The 18,696-nt window shown below is 62.2% G+C and carries 12 protein-coding genes; 9 read left to right on the top strand and 3 right to left on the bottom strand.

Features of this window, described 5'->3' with window-relative positions:
- Positions 1-11: 11 nt before the first annotated feature.
- The 3 genes from purD (at position 12) to HJC04_RS16865 (ending at position 4,458) form a co-directional block, all read left to right on the top strand.
- On the top strand, positions 12-1,295 hold the full coding sequence (gene purD, locus HJC04_RS16875; protein ID WP_210628984.1) for a phosphoribosylamine--glycine ligase: 1,284 nt from the start codon (positions 12-14) through the stop codon (positions 1,293-1,295).
- Positions 1,296-1,388: 93 nt separating this feature from the next.
- On the top strand, positions 1,389-1,850 hold the full coding sequence (locus tag HJC04_RS16870; protein WP_210628983.1) for a plant virulence effector HPE1-like domain-containing protein: 462 nt from the start codon (positions 1,389-1,391) through the stop codon (positions 1,848-1,850).
- A gap of 784 nt (positions 1,851-2,634) precedes the next feature.
- Positions 2,635-4,458 (top strand): methyl-accepting chemotaxis protein, encoded by a 1,824-nt coding sequence (locus HJC04_RS16865; RefSeq protein ID WP_210628982.1) that lies wholly within the window; start codon positions 2,635-2,637, stop codon positions 4,456-4,458.
- A gap of 131 nt (positions 4,459-4,589) precedes the next feature.
- On the opposite strand, the gene HJC04_RS16860 is transcribed toward HJC04_RS16865, so the two are convergent.
- Complete coding sequence (locus HJC04_RS16860) at positions 4,590-5,078, bottom strand: DUF523 domain-containing protein (RefSeq protein ID WP_210628981.1); 489 nt, start codon at positions 5,076-5,078, stop codon at positions 4,590-4,592.
- A 293-nt stretch (positions 5,079-5,371) separates the two neighbouring features.
- On the bottom strand, positions 5,372-7,486 hold the full coding sequence (gene glyS, locus HJC04_RS16855; protein WP_210628980.1) for a glycine--tRNA ligase subunit beta: 2,115 nt from the start codon (positions 7,484-7,486) through the stop codon (positions 5,372-5,374).
- A gap of 226 nt (positions 7,487-7,712) precedes the next feature.
- Between glyS and HJC04_RS16850 the strand changes: the two genes are divergently transcribed.
- The 5 genes from HJC04_RS16850 to ubiA all read left to right on the top strand — a co-directional run bounded on the left by HJC04_RS16850 (position 7,713) and on the right by ubiA (position 14,274).
- On the top strand, positions 7,713-10,022 hold the full coding sequence (locus HJC04_RS16850; RefSeq protein ID WP_221123922.1) for a Tex family protein: 2,310 nt from the start codon (positions 7,713-7,715) through the stop codon (positions 10,020-10,022).
- Between the two features lie 133 nt (positions 10,023-10,155).
- The gene (locus HJC04_RS16845) at positions 10,156-11,415 is read left to right on the top strand and encodes a cyclopropane-fatty-acyl-phospholipid synthase family protein (protein WP_210628978.1); all 1,260 of its coding nucleotides are present in this window, start codon (positions 10,156-10,158) and stop codon (positions 11,413-11,415) included.
- 35 nt (positions 11,416-11,450) lie between these two features.
- Positions 11,451-12,032 carry a histidine phosphatase family protein gene (locus HJC04_RS16840; RefSeq protein ID WP_210628977.1) on the top strand — a complete coding sequence of 194 codons (582 nt, stop codon included), beginning with the start codon at positions 11,451-11,453 and terminating at the stop codon, positions 12,030-12,032.
- 306 nt (positions 12,033-12,338) lie between these two features.
- The gene (locus HJC04_RS16835; protein WP_221146682.1) at positions 12,339-13,151 is read left to right on the top strand and encodes a MipA/OmpV family protein; all 813 of its coding nucleotides are present in this window, start codon (positions 12,339-12,341) and stop codon (positions 13,149-13,151) included.
- 163 nt (positions 13,152-13,314) lie between these two features.
- Entirely contained in the window at positions 13,315-14,274 is a 960-nt protein-coding gene (ubiA, locus tag HJC04_RS16830; protein ID WP_210628975.1) for a 4-hydroxybenzoate octaprenyltransferase, read from the top strand.
- A 95-nt stretch (positions 14,275-14,369) separates the two neighbouring features.
- On the opposite strand, the gene HJC04_RS16825 is transcribed toward ubiA, so the two are convergent.
- The gene (locus HJC04_RS16825; RefSeq protein WP_210628974.1) at positions 14,370-14,936 is read right to left on the bottom strand and encodes a DUF6101 family protein; all 567 of its coding nucleotides are present in this window, start codon (positions 14,934-14,936) and stop codon (positions 14,370-14,372) included.
- A 300-nt stretch (positions 14,937-15,236) separates the two neighbouring features.
- On the opposite strand from HJC04_RS16825, the gene HJC04_RS16820 reads away from it, so the two are divergent.
- On the top strand, positions 15,237-18,572 hold the full coding sequence (locus HJC04_RS16820) for a DUF1217 domain-containing protein (protein WP_210628973.1): 3,336 nt from the start codon (positions 15,237-15,239) through the stop codon (positions 18,570-18,572).
- Positions 18,573-18,696 lie beyond the last annotated feature (124 nt).

Genomic DNA, 18,696 nt, shown 5'->3' with positions numbered 1-18,696 from the left:
AAGGGTCGCGCATGAAGGTTCTGTTGATCGGGTCGGGCGGACGCGAGCACGCGCTCGCCTGGAAGCTGGCGCAATCGCCGTTGCTGAGCGAACTCTACGCCGCGCCCGGCAATCCGGGCATTGGCGAACACGCCGTCCTCGTGCCGGTCAATATCGACGATCATGAAGCGGTCGCTGCCATCTGCAAGGACAAGGCGATCGATTTCGTCGTCGTCGGCCCCGAGGCCCCGCTCGTCGCCGGCCTCGCCGACCGGCTGCGCGCCGACGGCCTGGCGGTCTTCGGCCCCTCCGCCGGCGCCGCCCAGCTCGAGGGCTCCAAGGGCTTCACCAAGGACATCTGCGCCCGCTACGGCATTCCCACCGGCGCCTACCAGCGTTTCAACAACGCGCCGAAGGCGAAAGCCTATATTCGCGGGCAGGGCGCACCGATCGTCGTCAAGGCTGACGGGCTGGCCGCCGGCAAGGGCGTGACGGTTGCGATGACGCTCGATGAGGCGCTTGCTGCCGTCGACGACTGCTTCGAGGGCGCCTTTGGCGCGGCCGGCGCCGAAGTCGTCGTCGAAGCCTATCTCGATGGCGAGGAGGCAAGCTTCTTTTGTCTCTGCGACGGAAAACATGCGCTGCCGCTGGTGACCGCCCAGGATCACAAGCGGGTGGGCGAGGGCGATACCGGCGTCAATACCGGCGGCATGGGCGCCTATTCGCCAGCGCCGGTCATGACGGCCGAAATGGTCGAGCGGACGATGAAGGAAATCATCGAGCCGACAATCCGCGGCATGGCCGAGAGCGGGCATCCCTTCTCCGGCGTGTTTTTCGCCGGACTGATGATCACTCATAAGGGCCCGGAGCTGATCGAATACAATGTTCGTTTCGGCGATCCGGAATGCCAGGTGCTGATGATGCGGCTGAAGAGCGATCTGCTGCCGCTGCTGCTTGCCACCGCCAATGGCACGCTCGATCAGGTGAGCGCCGAATGGAGCGACGATCCGGCCCTGACAGTGGTCATGGCCTCGAAGGGCTATCCCGGCGCCTATGAGAAAAACACACCGATCCAGTCGCTGCCGGCGGCAGGCGAGGGCGAGAAGGTGTTTCATGCCGGCACGGGCATGAAGGACGGCGTGCTGGTCGCGACCGGCGGCCGCGTGCTCAACGTCACGGCGTCAGGCGGCACGGTTGCCGAGGCGAAGGGCCGCGCCTATGCCCTGCTGGACAGAGTTCGGTGGGAAAACGGCTTCTGCCGGCGCGATATCGGCTGGCGCGCGATCGAGCGCGAAAAAGCCTCGGACAAAGCATAAACCGCTACGTTCCTTAAATTTTTACCCTTTCCCCTGACGGGATGGAAACGAAGCTGCGCTATACCGCTGCCGTAGTGAGACGGAGGTGCGTTGATGCGTCAGATTTTCCTCGGTGCGGCAATCCTGCTGATGGCAGGCACGGCGATGGCCTCCTCGATTGAGGTGATCGGCAAAACGGCAGGCCGTGCAGAAGGCAGCATCGTCACTGAAAGCTGCGCCGCTTGCCCGCCGCTGCAGGCCGAGCATAGCCGCAAGGACTATACGGTGCCGGAACTGAAACCCGGCGTCCTCCAGGCAAGCGAAGTCCGCCACGTCGGCGGCGAAACGAAGATCTTCCGCACCGAAGCCTGGATGGGTGGTTCGCCCGTCGTCTTCGTCAGCAAGGCAACGCCGGAAGCCCTGGCTGCCGCCGAACCTTCGATATCGCCCGCCCAAGGCATCGACATGAACGCAACGACCGCAGCCGTCATCGGCGGCGATGCCAGGCCGGTTGCCGCCGGCATGGTTGAGAAGCCGGCGGCTCTCGATATTTCCGAATTCAAGCTGCGCTTCTAGACGATCAACACGCAAAACGGCTGTGTGCCACTAAAGCCAATCTGAGCCGCTGCGATAGTTCCCTGCCCCTGCCCGATCAAGGTTTCGATCGCTTGGGGTTCCACCGCGGTGGAGCGAATGCACCCTCGAAGAGAAGCGGGGGTGCATTCCTGCTTTAGAGCTTTTCCGGGTTAGATTGAAGCATTCTGTTGGCTCAAACGGGGTCGGATGGTCGACCGGCCGGCGCGTGTCGTAGCCCAGCTCTACGGCCAAGCCGGCCGGTCGATCAGCCGGCCCGTTTCAGCCAACCCTCCCGCAGATTTGCTTGGCAAATCTGCAAGACCTTGGAATCGCCGGACGCACTTGTCGCTTCGCCCACGGCGAAGCGGTGCGGCCGGTGGGCCGGGCATGTTTCCGCCAGGATCAAAGGCGATCGGCTCGGACGTACCTGGGGGTATGCCCGTCGCCAATCGCCTTTGCCCTGACGAAAACCTGCTCCGGCAGAATGCTTCAATCTAGCCCGGAAAAGCTCTAAGGCCCCGGCAGTTCTGCAGAGCGAAAACGGATGATATTCGATCGGCGGGTGAAGTCAGCGGTATGCTTGGTAACTCCGCCCCTGATTTTTAGGGAAATTTGCGCCGTTTTGAATAAAATTAAAGCTTTCTTATTGAGTCAGCTTCAATTCTTACTCACCGGTCGCAGCATGTTGTTCAGCAGCGGTAGACGCGTCCTTCTCAGATGCGCTCGCACAGGCGGTAGAAGACCGCACCGGAATGTATTCCCTCATTCCCCTTTGCGAGGAATCATGAAAAATTTGAAGATATCGAAGCAGCTCATATTGCTGATCGTCGGTTTGATGTCGGCCTTTGCGATCGCCACGTCCCTGCAGATCCGCTCCTCGGTCGATGCCATTTACAAGGAGCGTTACGACATGCTGCGTGCCGAGGTTCAGTCGGCGATCTCGGTTCTCAAGCTTTACCAGGCCAAGGTGACCGCAGGCGAAATGAAGCTGGAGGATGCCCAGAAGCAGGCTTACGCCACCGTCAATGGCATGAAATACGATCCGGACGGCTATTTCTTCGGCTATAGCTACGATGTCCAGATGATGTTTCACTACGACGCCTCGAAGGTCGGACAGAACCTGAAGGGGCAGCCGGACAGCAAGGGCAAGCTCTATCGCGAAGAGTTGGTCAAACTCGGCCAGCAGGGCGGCGGTCTCGTCGAATTTTATTCCACCAGCAAGCCGGGCCAGCCGGCCGGCGATTATCGCAAGACGGCCTATGGCCAGGCCTTCGACCCCTGGAAGGTCGTCGTTGTCACCGGCGTCTATATGGACGATCTCGATGCCCAGGTGAACAGCACGATCCTGACCGCTCTCTCCGGCAGCATCGTTCTTTTCTTCCTGGCCATGGCTGCGGCCTACGTCGTCATCCGCGGCATATCGGGGCCCCTCAACAATGTCCATGCCGCCCTGAAGGCGGTCTCCGAAGAGGACGTCTCCATCGCCATCCCGCATACCGGCATGAACAATGAGGTCGGCATGATGGCAAAGGCGACGCTGTCGCTGCAGGAGAAGATCCGCGAACGGCATCAGATGTCCGATCGCGAGGCGGCCCAGCAGCTGGCGCTGGAAAGCGAGCGCGAAAACAACCTGCGCCAGCAGCAGGACGACGCCGCACTCCAGGCCCGCGTGGTGACGACGATCGGCCAGGCGCTGGAGCTGATCGCCCGCGGCGATCTTACCGTCCGCTGCGCCGATCTCGGCCAGAAATACGCCGCCCTTCGCGACAACTTCAACGATGCGCTGTCGCATCTCGAAGCCGCCATGGCCAAGGTCAGCGCCAAGGGCAGTGACATCGGTACGAGCAAGGAAGAGATTCGCCGCGCCTCGAACGAGTTGTCGCAGCGCACCGAGCGCCAGGCCGCAAGCCTGGAGGAAACATCGGCCGCCCTCGATGAGCTCACGGTCGCCGTCCGCCAGACCGCCGATGGCGCCCATGAGGCGAGCAAGCGCGTGCACGCCGTCAGCGCCGAGACCACCCATAGCGATGCGATCGTCAGCGAGGCGATCGAGGCGATGAGCGGCATCGAGAAATCGTCTTCGGAGATATCAAAGATCATCGGCGTCATCGACGAGATCGCCTTCCAGACCAACCTCCTGGCTTTGAACGCCGGCGTCGAGGCGGCCCGTGCCGGTGAATCCGGCAAGGGTTTTGCCGTTGTTGCCCAGGAGGTGCGCGAACTCGCCCAGCGCTCCGCCGCCGCGGCAAAGGAGATCAAGGACCAGATCGCCCGCTCCTCCACCCAGGTCGATCACGGCGTCCGACTGGTCGGCGAGGCAGGCGAGGCGCTGAAGCGCATCTCCGACCAGATCAAGGCCGCCAACGAGATCGTCGCCAAAATCGCCCACAGCGCTTCCGAACAGGACACCACGCTGCGCTCGATCTCTTCGGCGGTGAACCAGCTCGACGCCGCCACCCAGCAGAACGCCGCCATGGCCGAGGAGACCACGGCATCGGCCGAGACGCTCGCCAGCGACACCGACGAACTGATCGACCTCATCCGCGGCTTCCGGGTCGGCAATGCCGGTGCTGCTCCCATTGCGCATCAAGGTCGCCGCGCTGCCTAGCGCAATTCCAGGATAGAGGCGGGTTTCCGTCAGGAATTGCATAAAAACAAAAGCAGTGTGGGGACAAACAGGATTTTCAGCACCAAATTCTTAGCGGCCGTCGGTTCTCCGGCGGCCGTGTCGTTTGGGGTTCATTGTGCCAGACGGTCGATCAATCGGTCGATTTCCCCATCGGAAAACACTTCGACGCCGGCCGCTTTCAGCGCCGCCGCCGTTACGCCGTTGCCGGCCTGCCTGCGTCCGGAAAAGGTGCCGTCATAGATGAACCCGGAGCCGCAGGACGGACTGCCGTCGATGAGCAGAGCATAGCGGCAGCCGGTCTGCCGTGCGAGCGCCACGGCATTCTCCGCCGCCTGCAGAAACTCTGCCGTCACATCGCCGCCCGTCAGCTCTATAACCCGCGCCTTGCCGGCCAGAACCTCTTTGCCGGTTGCCGCCTCTGCGATCTCCGCCGGCGCCCGCGGCACCGCCATGCCCGCCGACATCTCCGGACAGATCGTCACCAACCGCCCTTCGGCCCGCCATCTCTCGATCGCCGGGTGAAGCAACGGTTTCGCCCGTCCGTCATAACGGACGGCGTGCCCCATGAGGCAGGCGCTGACGAGAATCTTGCTGTGCATGGCTGTTTGAATAGCGCCGTGGTGGCGGCAATGCCAGGGTTGGGTGGGCGGATTGTTTAAGCGATAGCAAAACGCCCCTCATCCGCCTGCCGGCGCCTTCTCCCCGCGCGCGGGGCGAAGGGGATTTGCCGCGACCTCTCCGTTCCCCACAACCTCTCGCAGGGCAGGTCCCCTCTACCCGTTTACGGGGGTCCGGAGGACGGGACGAGACCCGTGGCTCGACCCCGGCAAAGGTTAGGGTGAGGGGCAGATGTTCGAGACCGCGCCGCGTCGGCACTGCAAGAAGCCGAATATCACCCCGAAATCTTCGAGAAATCCGCCACCGTTCCCGTCGCCTCGCGGATCAACCGCAGCAGAGCCAGGCGGTTGGCGCGGATGGCCGCGTCCTCGTCGTTGACGAGCACGTCTTCGAAGAAGCGGTCGACAGGGCCGCGCAGCTTGGAAAGCGCTTCCATCGCCGAGCGAAAATCTTCGCCGGCAACGGCATTCGCCGCATCCTGCGAAGCGCTCGATATGGCGGCGAACAGCTCCTTCTCGGCATCGAGCCTGAAGAGCGCCGGCGAAACGCCGTCGGCGATGACGGTGCCCTTCTTCTCCTCGGCGGCGAGCAGCTGCGTCGCGCGCTTGGTGCCGGCGAGCAGGTTCTTGCCGTCCTCCGAGGAGATGAAGGCCGTCAGCGCCTCGACGCGGCGCGCCACCATCAACAGATCGTCGGCTTCAGGCGTCAGCACGGCGTCGATCAGATCGTGCCGGGCACCCTGATCACGCAGATAGACCTTGAGGCGATCATGGAAGAAGGAGAGCAGATCATCATCCTTGGTCGCCGCCAGCAGCGGCAGGCGGACCCTGCGTTCCAGCAGGATACGAACGACGCCGAGGGCGGCACGCCGCAGCGCAAACGGGTCTTTTGAACCCGTCGGCTTCTCGTCGATCGCCCAGAAGCCCGTCAGCGTGTCGAGCTTGTCGGCAAGCGCCAGCGTAATCGCCACCTTGTTCTCCGGCACGCGGTCCGACGGACCCTGCGGCTTGTAATGGTCCTCGATCGCCGCGGCGACGGAGGCGTTTTCGCCCTGCAGCACCGCATATTTGCGGCCCATCAAGCCTTGCAGTTCCGGAAATTCGCCGACGGCCTCGGTGCGCAGATCCGCCTTGGCGAGCACGGCGGCGCGATCGACGAGACCGGCGTCGGCGCCGGTGATATCAGCCAATTCCTTTGCCCGCGCGCGGATGCGGGCGACCCGGTCGCCCTGCGTGCCGAGCTTGGCGTGGAAGGTCACGTCGAGCGCATCGAGCTTGGCCATGCGTTGGTCGAGCGGCTTCTTCAGGTCAAGGCCGAACCTTACGGCAGATGTTTTGAGTGTCTCGAGGTCGGGCATATCGCTCTGGTCGCGCTTCCAGAAATGCAGGGCATCCGAAAGGCGGGCGCGCACCACCTTGCCGTTGCCATGGACGATTTCCTTGCCACCGTCATGCGCCTGGATGTTGGACACCAGGATGAACCTGTTCGACAGTGTCTCTTCGCCCTGCCTTCGGGTGACGAAGCACTTCTGGTTGGTTTTGATCGTCAGCCGGATGATCTCGGAGGGAATGGAGAGATAATCTTCCTCGAAGCTGCCCATCAGCACCTGTGGCCATTCGACGAGGCCGGACACTTCCTCCAGCAAGCCTTCGTCTTCCACCAGCTCGAGCCCGTTGGCAAAAGCAATGTCGCGCGCGTCGTGCAGGATGATGTCCTTGCGCCGCTCGGCGTCGAGGATGACCTTCGCCTTTTCCAGGCTCGCCGCATAATCGTCGAAGCGGCGGACAGTGATGGCTTCGGGCGCATGGAAGCGGTGGCCATAGGTGACGTTGGAGGCGGTGATGCCGTCGATCTCGAAGGGGATGACCACGGTTTCTTCATGCTCCGGGCCGAAGGTGCAGACGATCGACTGCAGCGGCCGCACCCAACGCAGCGCGCCCGGTCTGGAGGAGGCCTTGCCCCAGCGCATCGATTTCGGCCAGGGGAAATCGCGGATGATGCCGGGCATCACCTCGGCGACGATCTCTTCCGTCGCGCGGCCGGGCTTGGAAATGACTGCGACGTAGAAATCGCCCTTCTTTGGATCGCTCACCACCTGCGCCTCGGAGACGGAGGAAAGGCCGGCGCCGCGCAGAAAGCCCTCGATTGCCTTCTCGTTGGCGTCGGTGCGCGGCCCTTTGCGTTCCTCGCGTACATCGGCCGAGCGCGCCGTCAAGCCGTGGATGTCGAGCGCCAGCCGGCGCGGCGTCCAGTATTCGCGCGCGCCCTCATAGGACAGGCCGGCTTCGACGAGCGCATCGGTGACGAGCTTCTTCAGGTCGCCGGCAGCCTTGCGCTGCATGCGGGCCGGAATCTCTTCGGAGCGAAGTTCGAGAAGAAGGTTTGGCATGTCACTCTTTTCCTTGCGCCCGCGGGCAGGGCGATCCAAAAACGTTGCTTCTGCTATCAAAGAATGCCGCATCTGCACAACCGCAAAAACGGAAGAGAGCGATGGGGATGGGCGACACGCAGATGCCCCCAATTCCCCAACTTCCGCTGTGGAAACCACAGTCGGGCATTGCCTTGCCGCTTTTCGCCGCTATGGTCCCGCAACTTTCGTCGGAACAGGAAATCCCATGGCCGCTGACCTCCGTTTTCTCGCAGCCCGTATCTCGGCCGAAATCAACGCCCGGCCGGACCAGGCCAAAGCCGCCATCGAGCTGCTCGACGAGGGCGCCACCGTGCCCTTCATCGCCCGCTACCGCAAGGAAGTGACGGGCGGGCTCGATGACACCCAGCTGCGCAATCTCGCCGAGCGGCTGGTCTATCTGCGCGAACTCGAAGCCCGGCGCGACGCGATCGTCGAATCGATCACCGGCCAGGGCAAGATGACCGAGGAGCTGATGGCGAAGGTCGCGGGCGCCGAAACCAAGGCCGAGCTCGAGGATCTCTATCTGCCCTACAAGCCGAAGCGCCGCACCCGCGCCGAAATCGCCCGCGAACGCGGCCTCGGCCCGCTTGCCGAGGCGATCCTGGCCGAGCGTGGCCGAGAGCCGGCGGTGCTCGCCGAAGGCTTCGTCACGGCTGACGTGCCCGACGTGAAGACGGCGCTGGAAGGCGCGCGCGACATCATCGCCGAAGGTATTGCCGAAAATGCCGACCTGCTCGGCAAGTTGCGCGCCCATATGCGCCAGGCAGCGCTGCTGAAGGCCAGGGTCGTTGACGGCAAGCAGGCGGCGGGCGAGAAGTTCTCCGATTATTTCGATCATTCCGAACGCTGGGCGACCGCGCCCGGCCACCGCGCGCTCGCCATGCTGCGCGGGTGGAACGAGGAGGTGCTGACGCTGACGATCGAGGCCGATGCCGAGACCGCATCGCCGAACAAGCCGGTCGAACGGATGATCGCCGCTGCCTATGAGATCGGCACCAGCCGTCCCGGCGACCGGTGGCTGATGGAGGTCGCCAGCTGGACCTGGCGCGTCAAGCTTTCCATGTCGCTGTCGCTCGATCTGATGCGGGAGCTGCGCGAAAGGGCCGAAGAGGAGGCGATCCATGTCTTCGCCCGCAATCTGAAGGACCTGCTGCTGGCCGCGCCGGCCGGCTCGCGCGCGACCATGGGTCTCGATCCCGGCATCCGCACCGGCGTCAAGGTCGCCGTCGTCGACGGCACCGGCAAGGTGGTGGCGACATCGACCGTCTATCCCTTTCAGCCGAGGAACGACGTGCGCGGCGCCCAGATCGAGCTCGCCTCGCTGATCCGCAAGCACAATGTCGAGCTGATCTCGATCGGCAACGGCACAGGCAGCCGCGAAACCGAAAAGCTGGTGGCCGACATGCTGGCCGAGCTGCCGGCCCCGAAGCCGACCAAGGTCATCGTCTCGGAAGCGGGCGCCTCGGTCTATTCCGCCTCGGCGACCGCAGCGGCCGAGTTTCCCGATCTCGACGTATCGCTGCGCGGCGCCGTCTCCATCGCCCGGCGCCTGCAGGATCCGCTCGCCGAACTCGTCAAGATCGAGCCGAAGTCGATCGGCGTCGGCCAGTATCAGCACGATGTCGACCAGCAGAAGCTGTCGCGCTCGCTCGATGCCGTGGTCGAAGACGCGGTGAACGCCGTCGGCGTCGATCTCAACACCGCCTCGGCGCCATTGCTCGCCCGTGTCTCCGGCCTCGGCCCATCGATCGCCGAGGCGATCGTCCGCCACCGCGACAGCGAGGGCCGTTTCGAGACGCGGCGCGATCTGCTGAAGGTCGCAAGACTCGGCGGCCGCACCTTCGAGCAATGCGCCGGCTTCCTGCGCATTCCGAACGGCAAGGAGCCGCTCGACGCCTCCTCGGTCCACCCCGAGGCCTACGGCGTCGCCAAGAAGATCGTTGCTGCCTGCGGCCGCGACCTGCGCGCCCTGATGGGCGACAGCGCCGTTCTGAAATCGATCGACCCGCGCCGGTTCATCGATGAGAAATTCGGCCTGCCGACGGTGAAGGACATCATCGCCGAGCTGGAAAAGCCCGGCCGCGACCCGCGTCCAAGCTTCAAGACCGCGACCTTCGCCGAGGGCGTCAACGAGATTTCCGACCTGACTCCGGGCATGGTGCTCGAAGGCACCGTCACCAATGTCGCCGCCTTCGGCGCCTTCGTCGATATCGGCGTGCATCAGGACGGTCTGGTGCATGTGTCCCAGCTTGCCGATCGTTTCGTCAAGGACCCGCATGAGGTCGTCAAGGCGGGCGATGTCGTCAAGGTGCGGGTCGTGGAAGTCGACGCCAAGCGCAAGCGCATCGGTCTCTCCATGCGCCGCGACGATGGTTCTTCGGCGTCTCAGCCGCGTGCTGATTCTCGCGGAGGTCAGGGCGGCCGGCCGCAGAACGATCGCCGGCCTGCAGCTCCGAAACCGGAGAGCCAGAGTGCCTTCGGTAGTGCACTCGCCGAAGCCATGAAACGAAAATAACGGCTTAACCGTCATTTCGGCAAAAATGCAACAGTTTGGCAGCGTTCTTTGCGGACTGCTAAATCCGGCGCTTGTAAGGCGGAGGAGAGTTATTAAGTTGATGTGACCATCCTGTCACATTTGCGAGGCGTCCATGGCGTCGGCTTTCCTATCGATTGTCCAGCAAATCATCCGCAAGGGTTCGTTGAAACTTACCCTTGCCAATGGCGAGACTCACGTGATCGGCGACGGCACCGGAGACATGGTGGTCGCCCGGCTTGCCGATCAGGAGGCCGAGGACGCCATCCGGCGCGATCCGACGCTGAAGCTCGGTGAAATGTACATGCAGGGCCGGTTCATTCTCGAACAGGGCAACATCTACGACTTCCTATCGCTGGTGAAGCAGAACACCACCAACGAGATCTTCGACTTCAAGATGGCGGCGCTGCTCGTCGGCCGTATCGCCTGGCAGCAGCTGAAGAGTCGCGTGCCGATCAATCGTAACAAGCACAATGTCGCCCATCATTACGATCTGTCGGCCAAGCTCTTCGATCTTTTCCTCGACGAGGATTGGCAATATTCCTGCGCCTATTTCGAACCGCCGGGTATCGGTCTTGACGAGGCGCAGCTTGCCAAGAAACGCCATATCGCCGCCAAGCTGCTGCTTAGGCCCAACCAGCGGATCCTGGAGATCGGCTCCGGCTGGGGCGGCATGGGCATGTATCTGACGGAGGCGACTGAAGGCGCCGAGTTCACCGGCATTACGCTGAGCGAAGAGCAGCTCAAGGTCTCCCGCGCCCGCGCCGAAAAGCGCGGCCTTTCCGAGCGGGTGCATTTCGAGCTGCAGGACTACCGCACCATGAGCGGGCGAAAGTTCGACCGCATCGTCTCCGTCGGTATGTTCGAGCACGTCGGCATCGGCAATTATGGCAACTTCTTCCGCAAGGTATCGGACCTGCTCGACCACAACGGCGTCATGGTGCTGCATTCGATCGGCCGTCCGAAGCCGAGCTTCGGCACCAATGCCTTCATCGAGAAGTATATTTTCCCCGGTGGCTATATCCCTTCCGTCGGGGAGGTCTTGCCGCCCCTGGAGAAGGCCGGGCTCCTCGTCAGGGACGTCGAAATCCTGCCGATGCATTATGCCTATACCCTGCGCCACTGGCGCGAGCGTTTCGTGGCGCGCAAGGCCGACGCGGTGGCGCTTTACGACGAGCAGTTCTTCCGCATGTGGGAATTTTATCTGGCCGGTTCCGAAATGGGCTTCCGCTGGGATGAGCTGTTCATCCTGCAGATCCAGATCGCCAAGAACCAGTTTACCGTTCCCGACAACCGCAACTATATCGCTGAGAACGAAGCGAAGCTGAAGGAATTCGAGGCGAGGCGGCCACCGCTGGAAAAGGTGACGTTCTGATCCCGCGGCGGCGTTTGTGATGAAAGGGGCTGCGGATGAGCAATGTCTTTCCCGAGATTTACCTGGTCCGCCACGGTGAAACCGAATGGAGCCTGTCCGGGCGCCATACCGGGCGGAGCGATATTCCCCTGACGGCGACCGGTGAAGCCGCCGCTCGAAAACTCGCCGAGCGGCTGGCCGGCCTTTCCTTCTCGCTGGTCTGGTCGAGCCCGTCGCAACGGGCCCGCAAGACCTGCGCGCTCGCCGGCTTCGGAGCGGGCGCGGCGATCCGCGACGATCTAGCCGAATGGGATTACGGCGCCTATGAAGGCGTCACGACGAAGACGATCCTGGCGGAGCGCCCAGGCTGGCAGCTCTTTCGCGACGGTTGCCCGAACGGCGAAACGGCCGCTGACGTCGGTGCCCGCGCCGACACCGTCATCGATGCGCTTCGCCAAGCGGCAGCCCCCATCCTGATCTTTTCCAGTTCGCATTTCCTGCGCGTGCTGGCCGCCCGCTGGCTCGGCCTGCCGCCGCAAGCTGGCGCGCATTTCGTGCTCGATACCGCCAGCATCAGCGTGCTTGGTTATGAGCACGACCTGACCGAACCGGTCATCCGCCGGTGGAACCAGAGATAGGGCGACTATTTGCTGTTTTTCTCGTGCCGACAACGGCACCTTACCAACCTCTCCCGAGTAAAACGGGGAGAGGGGACGTGCCGTGCGAAAGGTTAGCGGGGACGGAGAGGCTGAGGTTTGTTCCCTTCGCCCCGCAGGCGGGGAGAAAGTGCCGGCAGGCGGATGAGGGGCCGCTCTCGCCGGTTTCCTAGGTCTCGATGACGCGCAATCCCCTCGCCGTGGTTAACATCGCGGTAACGACCTCACGATAAATGTAGCCACCGCCGCTCTCCGCGGCTGTGTTTTTGCGTTTTCTGGAGTGCGGACGTGTTTCATCGATCAGTCGTATCGATCTCCCTGGCTATTGCCTGTTCATCCCCGGCATTGGCGCTCGCGCAGGAAAGCGGCCAGCATTTCTGGTCCGGCGACTGGTATCTCAGCGTCGGTATCGCCGGCTTTTCAGCGCCGAAATTCGAAGGCTCACGGCGCTATGAGTTCCGGTTCAGCCCGCTGATTTCGGCCGGGCGGCAGGGCTCGGCTCCGCGCTTTTCCTCGCGCAACGACAATCCGTCCTTCGCCCTCATGGATAATGGTGCTTTCCGCGCCGGCCTCGTCGGCAAATTCGTGCCTTCGCGCGACGAGGGCGACGGTCATGAACTGAAGGGCATGAAGAAGGTCAAATGGGGAGCGGAAGCCGGCGGCTTCGTCGAAGTCTATCCGACCGATTTCCTGCGCGCCCGCGCCGAAGTTCGCCAAGGCATCCGCTCCCATGACGGGGTCGTTGCCGATCTCGCCGTTGATGCCTTCACCGATATCGCCCCCAACCTGCAATTGTCCGGCGGTCCGCGCGCGACATTCGCCACCAGCGGCTATTATGATGCCTATTACGGCGTCAACGCCAAACAGTCGGCGGCAAGCGGGCTTGATCAATACAAGCCGTCGTCGGGCGTCCAGTCCTATGGCGCCGGCGCGGCCCTGACATGGAAGGCGACGGAAAACCTGTCGGCCAGCTCTTTCCTCGAATACAAGCGACTGGCGGGTCCGGCGGCCGACAGCAGCCTCGTGCGGCAGCGCGGCTCGAAGAACCAGGTGCTCATCGGTGTCTCGGCGACCTACAGGTTCAATTTCTCGCTGCAGTGATTTAATGCATGTCGCCCGGAAGTGTGCCGCGGTTCCGGGAAAACGACATGCATAAACAAAGAGCCGAAGCGCGGCCATACGAAATCAGATTTAATGCGACACGCTTCTGGCGCGCTGCGATCGCTTCTTGACCGGATCGCCGGCCCGCCGCTAGATGAATGGCATGCAAGATACCGGCGAGTTCCACGATCGCGTCTCCGACGCACCTTCCGATAACTGGGTCTACCGGATCCTGCCGCCATGGCTCTGGCCTTATGCGCAGCTTGCACGCTGGGATCGACCGATCGGCTGGCAGCTCTTGATGTGGCCGTGCTTCTGGTCGGCCACGCTCGCCTCCAATGCGGCGATTGGCCAGGGGCTCTATTCCGGCAGCCTGCTGGTGTCCCACCTTTTCCTCTATTTCATCGGCGCCGTCGCCATGCGCGGCGCCGGCTGCACCTATAACGATCTCGTCGACCACGAGATCGATATGGAAGTGGCCCGCACCCGCTCGCGTCCGCTGCCCTCCGGCCGCGTCACCCGCGCCCGCGCCAAGATCTTCATCGGCATTCAGGCGCTGGTCGGCCTCTTCGTGCTCTTGCAGTTCAACTGGTTCACCGTCTTTCTCGGCCTCCTCTCGCTCGGCATCGTCGCGCTTTATCCCTATGCCAAGCGCTTCACCGACTGGCCGCAATTCTATCTCGGCCTTGCCTTTTCCTGGGGCGCGCTGATGGGCTGGGCCGGCATTCTGGGCGGCCTCTCCTTTGCCGCCATCCTGCTCTACGCCGCCTCCGTTGCCTGGACGATCGGTTACGACACGATCTATGCGCATCAGGACAAGGAGGATGACGAGCTGATCGGCGTGCGCTCCACCGCGCGCCTCTTCGGTGATAAGACGAGGCAATGGCTGATCGGCCTTTATGGGCTGACGCTGTTGCTGATGTTTGCGGCCTTCGCGCTCGCCGGCGCCAATCTCATCGCCTTTATTGCCTTGTTCGGCGCGGCCGGCATGTTCGCTTGGCAGATTGTCCGGCTCGATATCAACGATCCCGCCCAGTGCCTGGCGCTCTTCAAGTCGAACAACCGCGTCGGCCTGACCATCTTCCTCGGCCTGTTCTTTTCGCTGCTCTTCGCCCTTCCTTGAGGGCAATGACCCGTAACACGAAAAACCCGGCACAAGCGCCGGGTTTCGAAATTTTCCGAGATATTACCGCCGAAATGGCGCTGTCGCGATTTCGGTCAGTTGCGGGCGATGATTTCCTTGCCTTCGATCTTCATGGCGACGCCCAGCTGCCCGGTGGTGCGACGCACGAGGAAGCGCGGACGGCGATTGGCGAAGTAGGAATGACGGCGGCGCGGCTTGAGGTCACTGGTGCGCAGCGCCCCGATATGCTCTTCGAGCGGCCGGGCGACGCCATCGGCCTCGACCATCAGCATCGGAATGCGGAAGGCCTCCGACCAGCTGCGCCAGTCGGCGGCGATGTCGCTGAGATCATGGGCGACGAGCAGCGGAATGCAGAGTTCCGGATCCGCATGGTGAAGCTCGAGTGTGACGGTGACCTCGCCGTCGCCATGGTCGATGGCGCGGGCGGCGACACCCTTGAAGACGCGCCTCGGCAGGGCAATCGAGAGTGGCAGGCCGCTGGAGGGAAGGACTTTCCGCAGGACCGCGCCGCGTTCGTCGATCGTGATGCTGACGTCATCCGAACAATCATGGATGGCGTAGCTGACCTGCTGCGGAAAGCGGGACGGATCGAGACGCAGCGTCGTGTCAGCCCAAGCGGGCTTCAAAACGGGATTGTTCATTTCATTCTACCCTTGTCTTACCTGAGAGCCGGTTTTCGGTCTTCTCCTCGGGACTTTTCGTCCTCTATGTCCGACAATAGGCGGCCCCCCTTCCGTACAGCTTAAAAATTGCGGTTAAGAAAACTTTGCCTCCCCTGATGGTTATCAAAACCGAATCCGGCAGGGTTTCCGGAAGGTGAACGGCCCGCTGCCCTGAAATGGCGCAGTCCAAAGGTAAGTCTCGGGTAAGTTTTGCGTGGCAAAATGGGCTCACCAGCAGTTTGTCGTTCTTTAGAGATTTTGCCGAAAAGGGCGCTTTTGATGATCACGGCCTCCCTCGCTTACACGATCCTGTCGAAGGACATGACGTCGAGCTTGAACAAGGTCGCCTCGCAGGCGACGGTCAAGAAGGATGCCCAGTACTACGCGGACAATATCAACAAGGTCAAAGACGTCGACGACTTTCTCGGCGATTACAAGCTCTACAGCTACGCGATGAAGGCCTACGGCCTTGAGGACATGACCTATGCCAAGGCCTTCATGAAGAAGGTGCTCGAGAGCGATCTGACCGATCCGAACAGCTACGCCAACAAGCTTTCCGATACGCGCTACCGCGAATTCGCCGCCGCCTTCAATTTCAACGCACCCGACAAGGACGTTCAGACCGATGCTCAGGAGGACGAGCTCATCGGCCTCTACAAGCAGTCCTTCGTCGATGCCGACAAGGTGTCTGCCACCGAGAGCACATATTACAGCAACAATATCGACAGTGTGCAGACCGTCGACGACCTGGTCAACAACACCCGGATGCGCACCTATGTGCTGAAGGCCTTCAAGATCGATCCCACCTATGCCTCAAAGGATTTCCTGCGGCAGGTGCTGACGAGCGACCTCAGCGACCCGACAAGCGTCGTCAACACCCAGGGCGGCGACAAATACAAGGCGCTTGCCGCCCAGTTCAGCTTCAATGCCGATGGTACGGTCAACGGCAGCGCCCAGACCGCGACGCAGAAGGCGTCGATCATCGAGACCTATACGCTGAACAACCAGTCTGTGATCATCGACAATTCCGTCGGTTCCGATGTCGTCTATGTCAGCAAGACGGCGGCCGAATACAATCAGGCCTATTACACCGCCAAGATCGGCACGATCACCAACGTCGACGATCTCGTCGCCGACAGCCGACTGACCTCCTATATCAAGACCGCCTACAGCATGGGCGCCGATTTCACCGCGCCGGCGCTGCGCATGGTGTTGACCGACCCCGGTTATGCCCAGCTGATGGGCTTTACCGACGTCTATAACGCCTTCAATTTCAAGGCCGACGGCACGACATCGACAACGGCGCGTGCCCAGACGATCGACCAGTCGAACAAGCTGAAGGACGCGGCGGCAAGCACCGCCAATTATTATAGCGTGACTTCGCGGTCGAGCAGCATCACCAATGTCGACGACCTGCTCGCCGACAGCGTTCTGGCGCGCTATATCAAGGATGCCTACGGCCTCGGCACCAGCTTCAGCAATGCCGAGCTGAAGAGCATTCTGACGGACTCGACCTATGCCGCCGCCCAGGGGAAAGCCGGGCTCAATGCCGACTTCAACTTCAATGCGGACGGCTCGATCAACGGTTCGGTGATCCAGACCGACGCACAGCGCAAGTCGACCACCGACAAATCGGCGGCGAACGCAGCGCACTTCAACGCCATGATCGGCAATATCACCAATGTCGACGACATCATGTCCGATCCCGTCGCCGTCAGCTATCTCAGAACCAGCATGCAGATCGCCGACAGCGTTTCCGACGCAACGCTGAGGAGCTTCCTCGTCGATCCCGCGGCTGCCAGCGCCCAGGGCTATAGCGACGTCCACGATCTCTTCAATTTCAAAACGGACGGCTCGGTCGCGACCCTCTATGCCACGCAGAGTGCGGCGCAAAGCGCCAGCACGGCAAGCAAGGCCGACGATGCCGCCGTCTATTACCAGGCAACGATCGCCGGCATCTCCAATGTCGACCAGCTGCTAAGCGACCGCCGGCTGAACAATTTCATCCGCAACGCCTACGGCATCCCGTCGACCGTCAGCGATGTCGATCTGCGCGCTATCCTGACCGATCAGAGCGGCACCGGCACCTATGCCGACGTCGCCGCCGCCTTCAACTTCAAGGCGGACGGTTCGCTCGAGGATGGCATGGCGGCACAGACATCCGCCCAGATCACCAACACGAAAATTGCCGCCACGGCGCGCACGGACGACTATTCCGCCCGCATGGCGACGATCGCCAATGTCGATGATCTCATCGCCGATCCTGCCATCACCAACTTCCTGAAGAGCACCTACAATCTGCCGTTCGATATCACGGACGCCGATCTCAAGAGCATCCTGACCGATGCGACCGCCGCTGCCGCGGCCGGCTATTCCGACCTCAATGCCGATTTCAACTTTGCCGCCGACGGATCGCTTCCCGTCGTCAGCTCGATCCAGACCGCAGATCAGGCGCAGACCACCAACGACAACTACATGGCGCGCTATGACGACGAGCGCGACGAGGCGATCGAAGAAGTTGCCGACAATTACAAGAGCATGATGGCCGACAGCACGAGCCTGCTCGATTTCTCCGAGATCAACAGCGTCAACGACTTCCTGCGCACCAATCGAACGGCAGATTTCAAGAAGAGCAACGACAATCTGCCGGATCTCTATCATGTCGCGCTGCAGGCCTACGGCTTGACCGATCAGGACGTGCCGCGCTCGATGATGCGTAAAATCCTGACGAGCGATGCCTATGATCCGGACGGCTATATCGCCTCGCTGAAGGACGAGCGCATCACCAACCTGGCGCGCGCCTTCAACTTCGGCCCCGACGGCAAGCCGGCGGCGCCCCTCCAGGCGCTGCCGGACGCGACCATGGCCAAATACGCCACGGACTACAAGGCGCATGTAACCATGCTGCTGAAGGCTGGGCCGGTAAAGGACAAGGCATCGAAGGACGCAACGGCCGAGGTGGATTATTTCGCCAAGGGTATGGCGAAAGTGCAGTCGCTCGACGATTTCCTCGATGATAGCCGCCTGACCGATCTGGTGTTGAAGGCGAACAACCTCGACCCGAAGGATTACGACAAGGCGACGCTGAAGAAGATCTTCACCTCCGATCCCGACGACAAGAAGAGCTACCTCAACACCAAGGCCGATGCGCGCTTCAAGGATATCGTCGCCGCCTTCAACTTCGACAAGGACGGCAATCTGACCCGTGCCAAGATAGGCTCCATCCAGAACAAGGCGGCCGAGGAGAATACCCAGGAGCTCTACCTGCAGCAGACGCTGGAGACCCAGGAGGGCGAAAGCAACGACGGTGTGCGTCTGGCGCTCTACTTCAGTCGCAAGGCCTCCAGCATCACCTCGCTCTATTCGATCCTCGGCGACAAGGCGCTCTATCAGGTCATCACCACGGCCTACAGCCTGCCGTCACAGATGTCGAGCATGGATGTCGCCAAGCAGGCCGATCTCCTCAACCGCTTCGTCAAGCTCGAGGATCTCCAGGATCCGAAGAAGGTCGACAAGCTGCTGCGGCGCTTCACCGCGATGTACGACGTCCAGAACAGCACCCAGCAGTCGCCGGCGCTGCAGATCCTAACCGGCGGCGGCACGCAGCAGGCTTAAGGTGGTTCAGGCAGGAGCGCGCACAGCGGCGCGGGTGGCGGGCCCTCACCGTAACCTTACCGGGGGTGAGCCACTCGTCTCGCCCACGGCGGTGAAGCCGGCGCACCCGCTTCGTTTGGCGAAA

This window comes from Rhizobium sp. NLR8a (genome assembly GCF_019685235.1).
Lineage (GTDB): Bacteria > Pseudomonadota > Alphaproteobacteria > Rhizobiales > Rhizobiaceae > Rhizobium.
The sequence above is the reverse complement of the archived record's forward strand: the minus strand, read 5'-3'. Positions and strand labels throughout refer to the sequence as shown.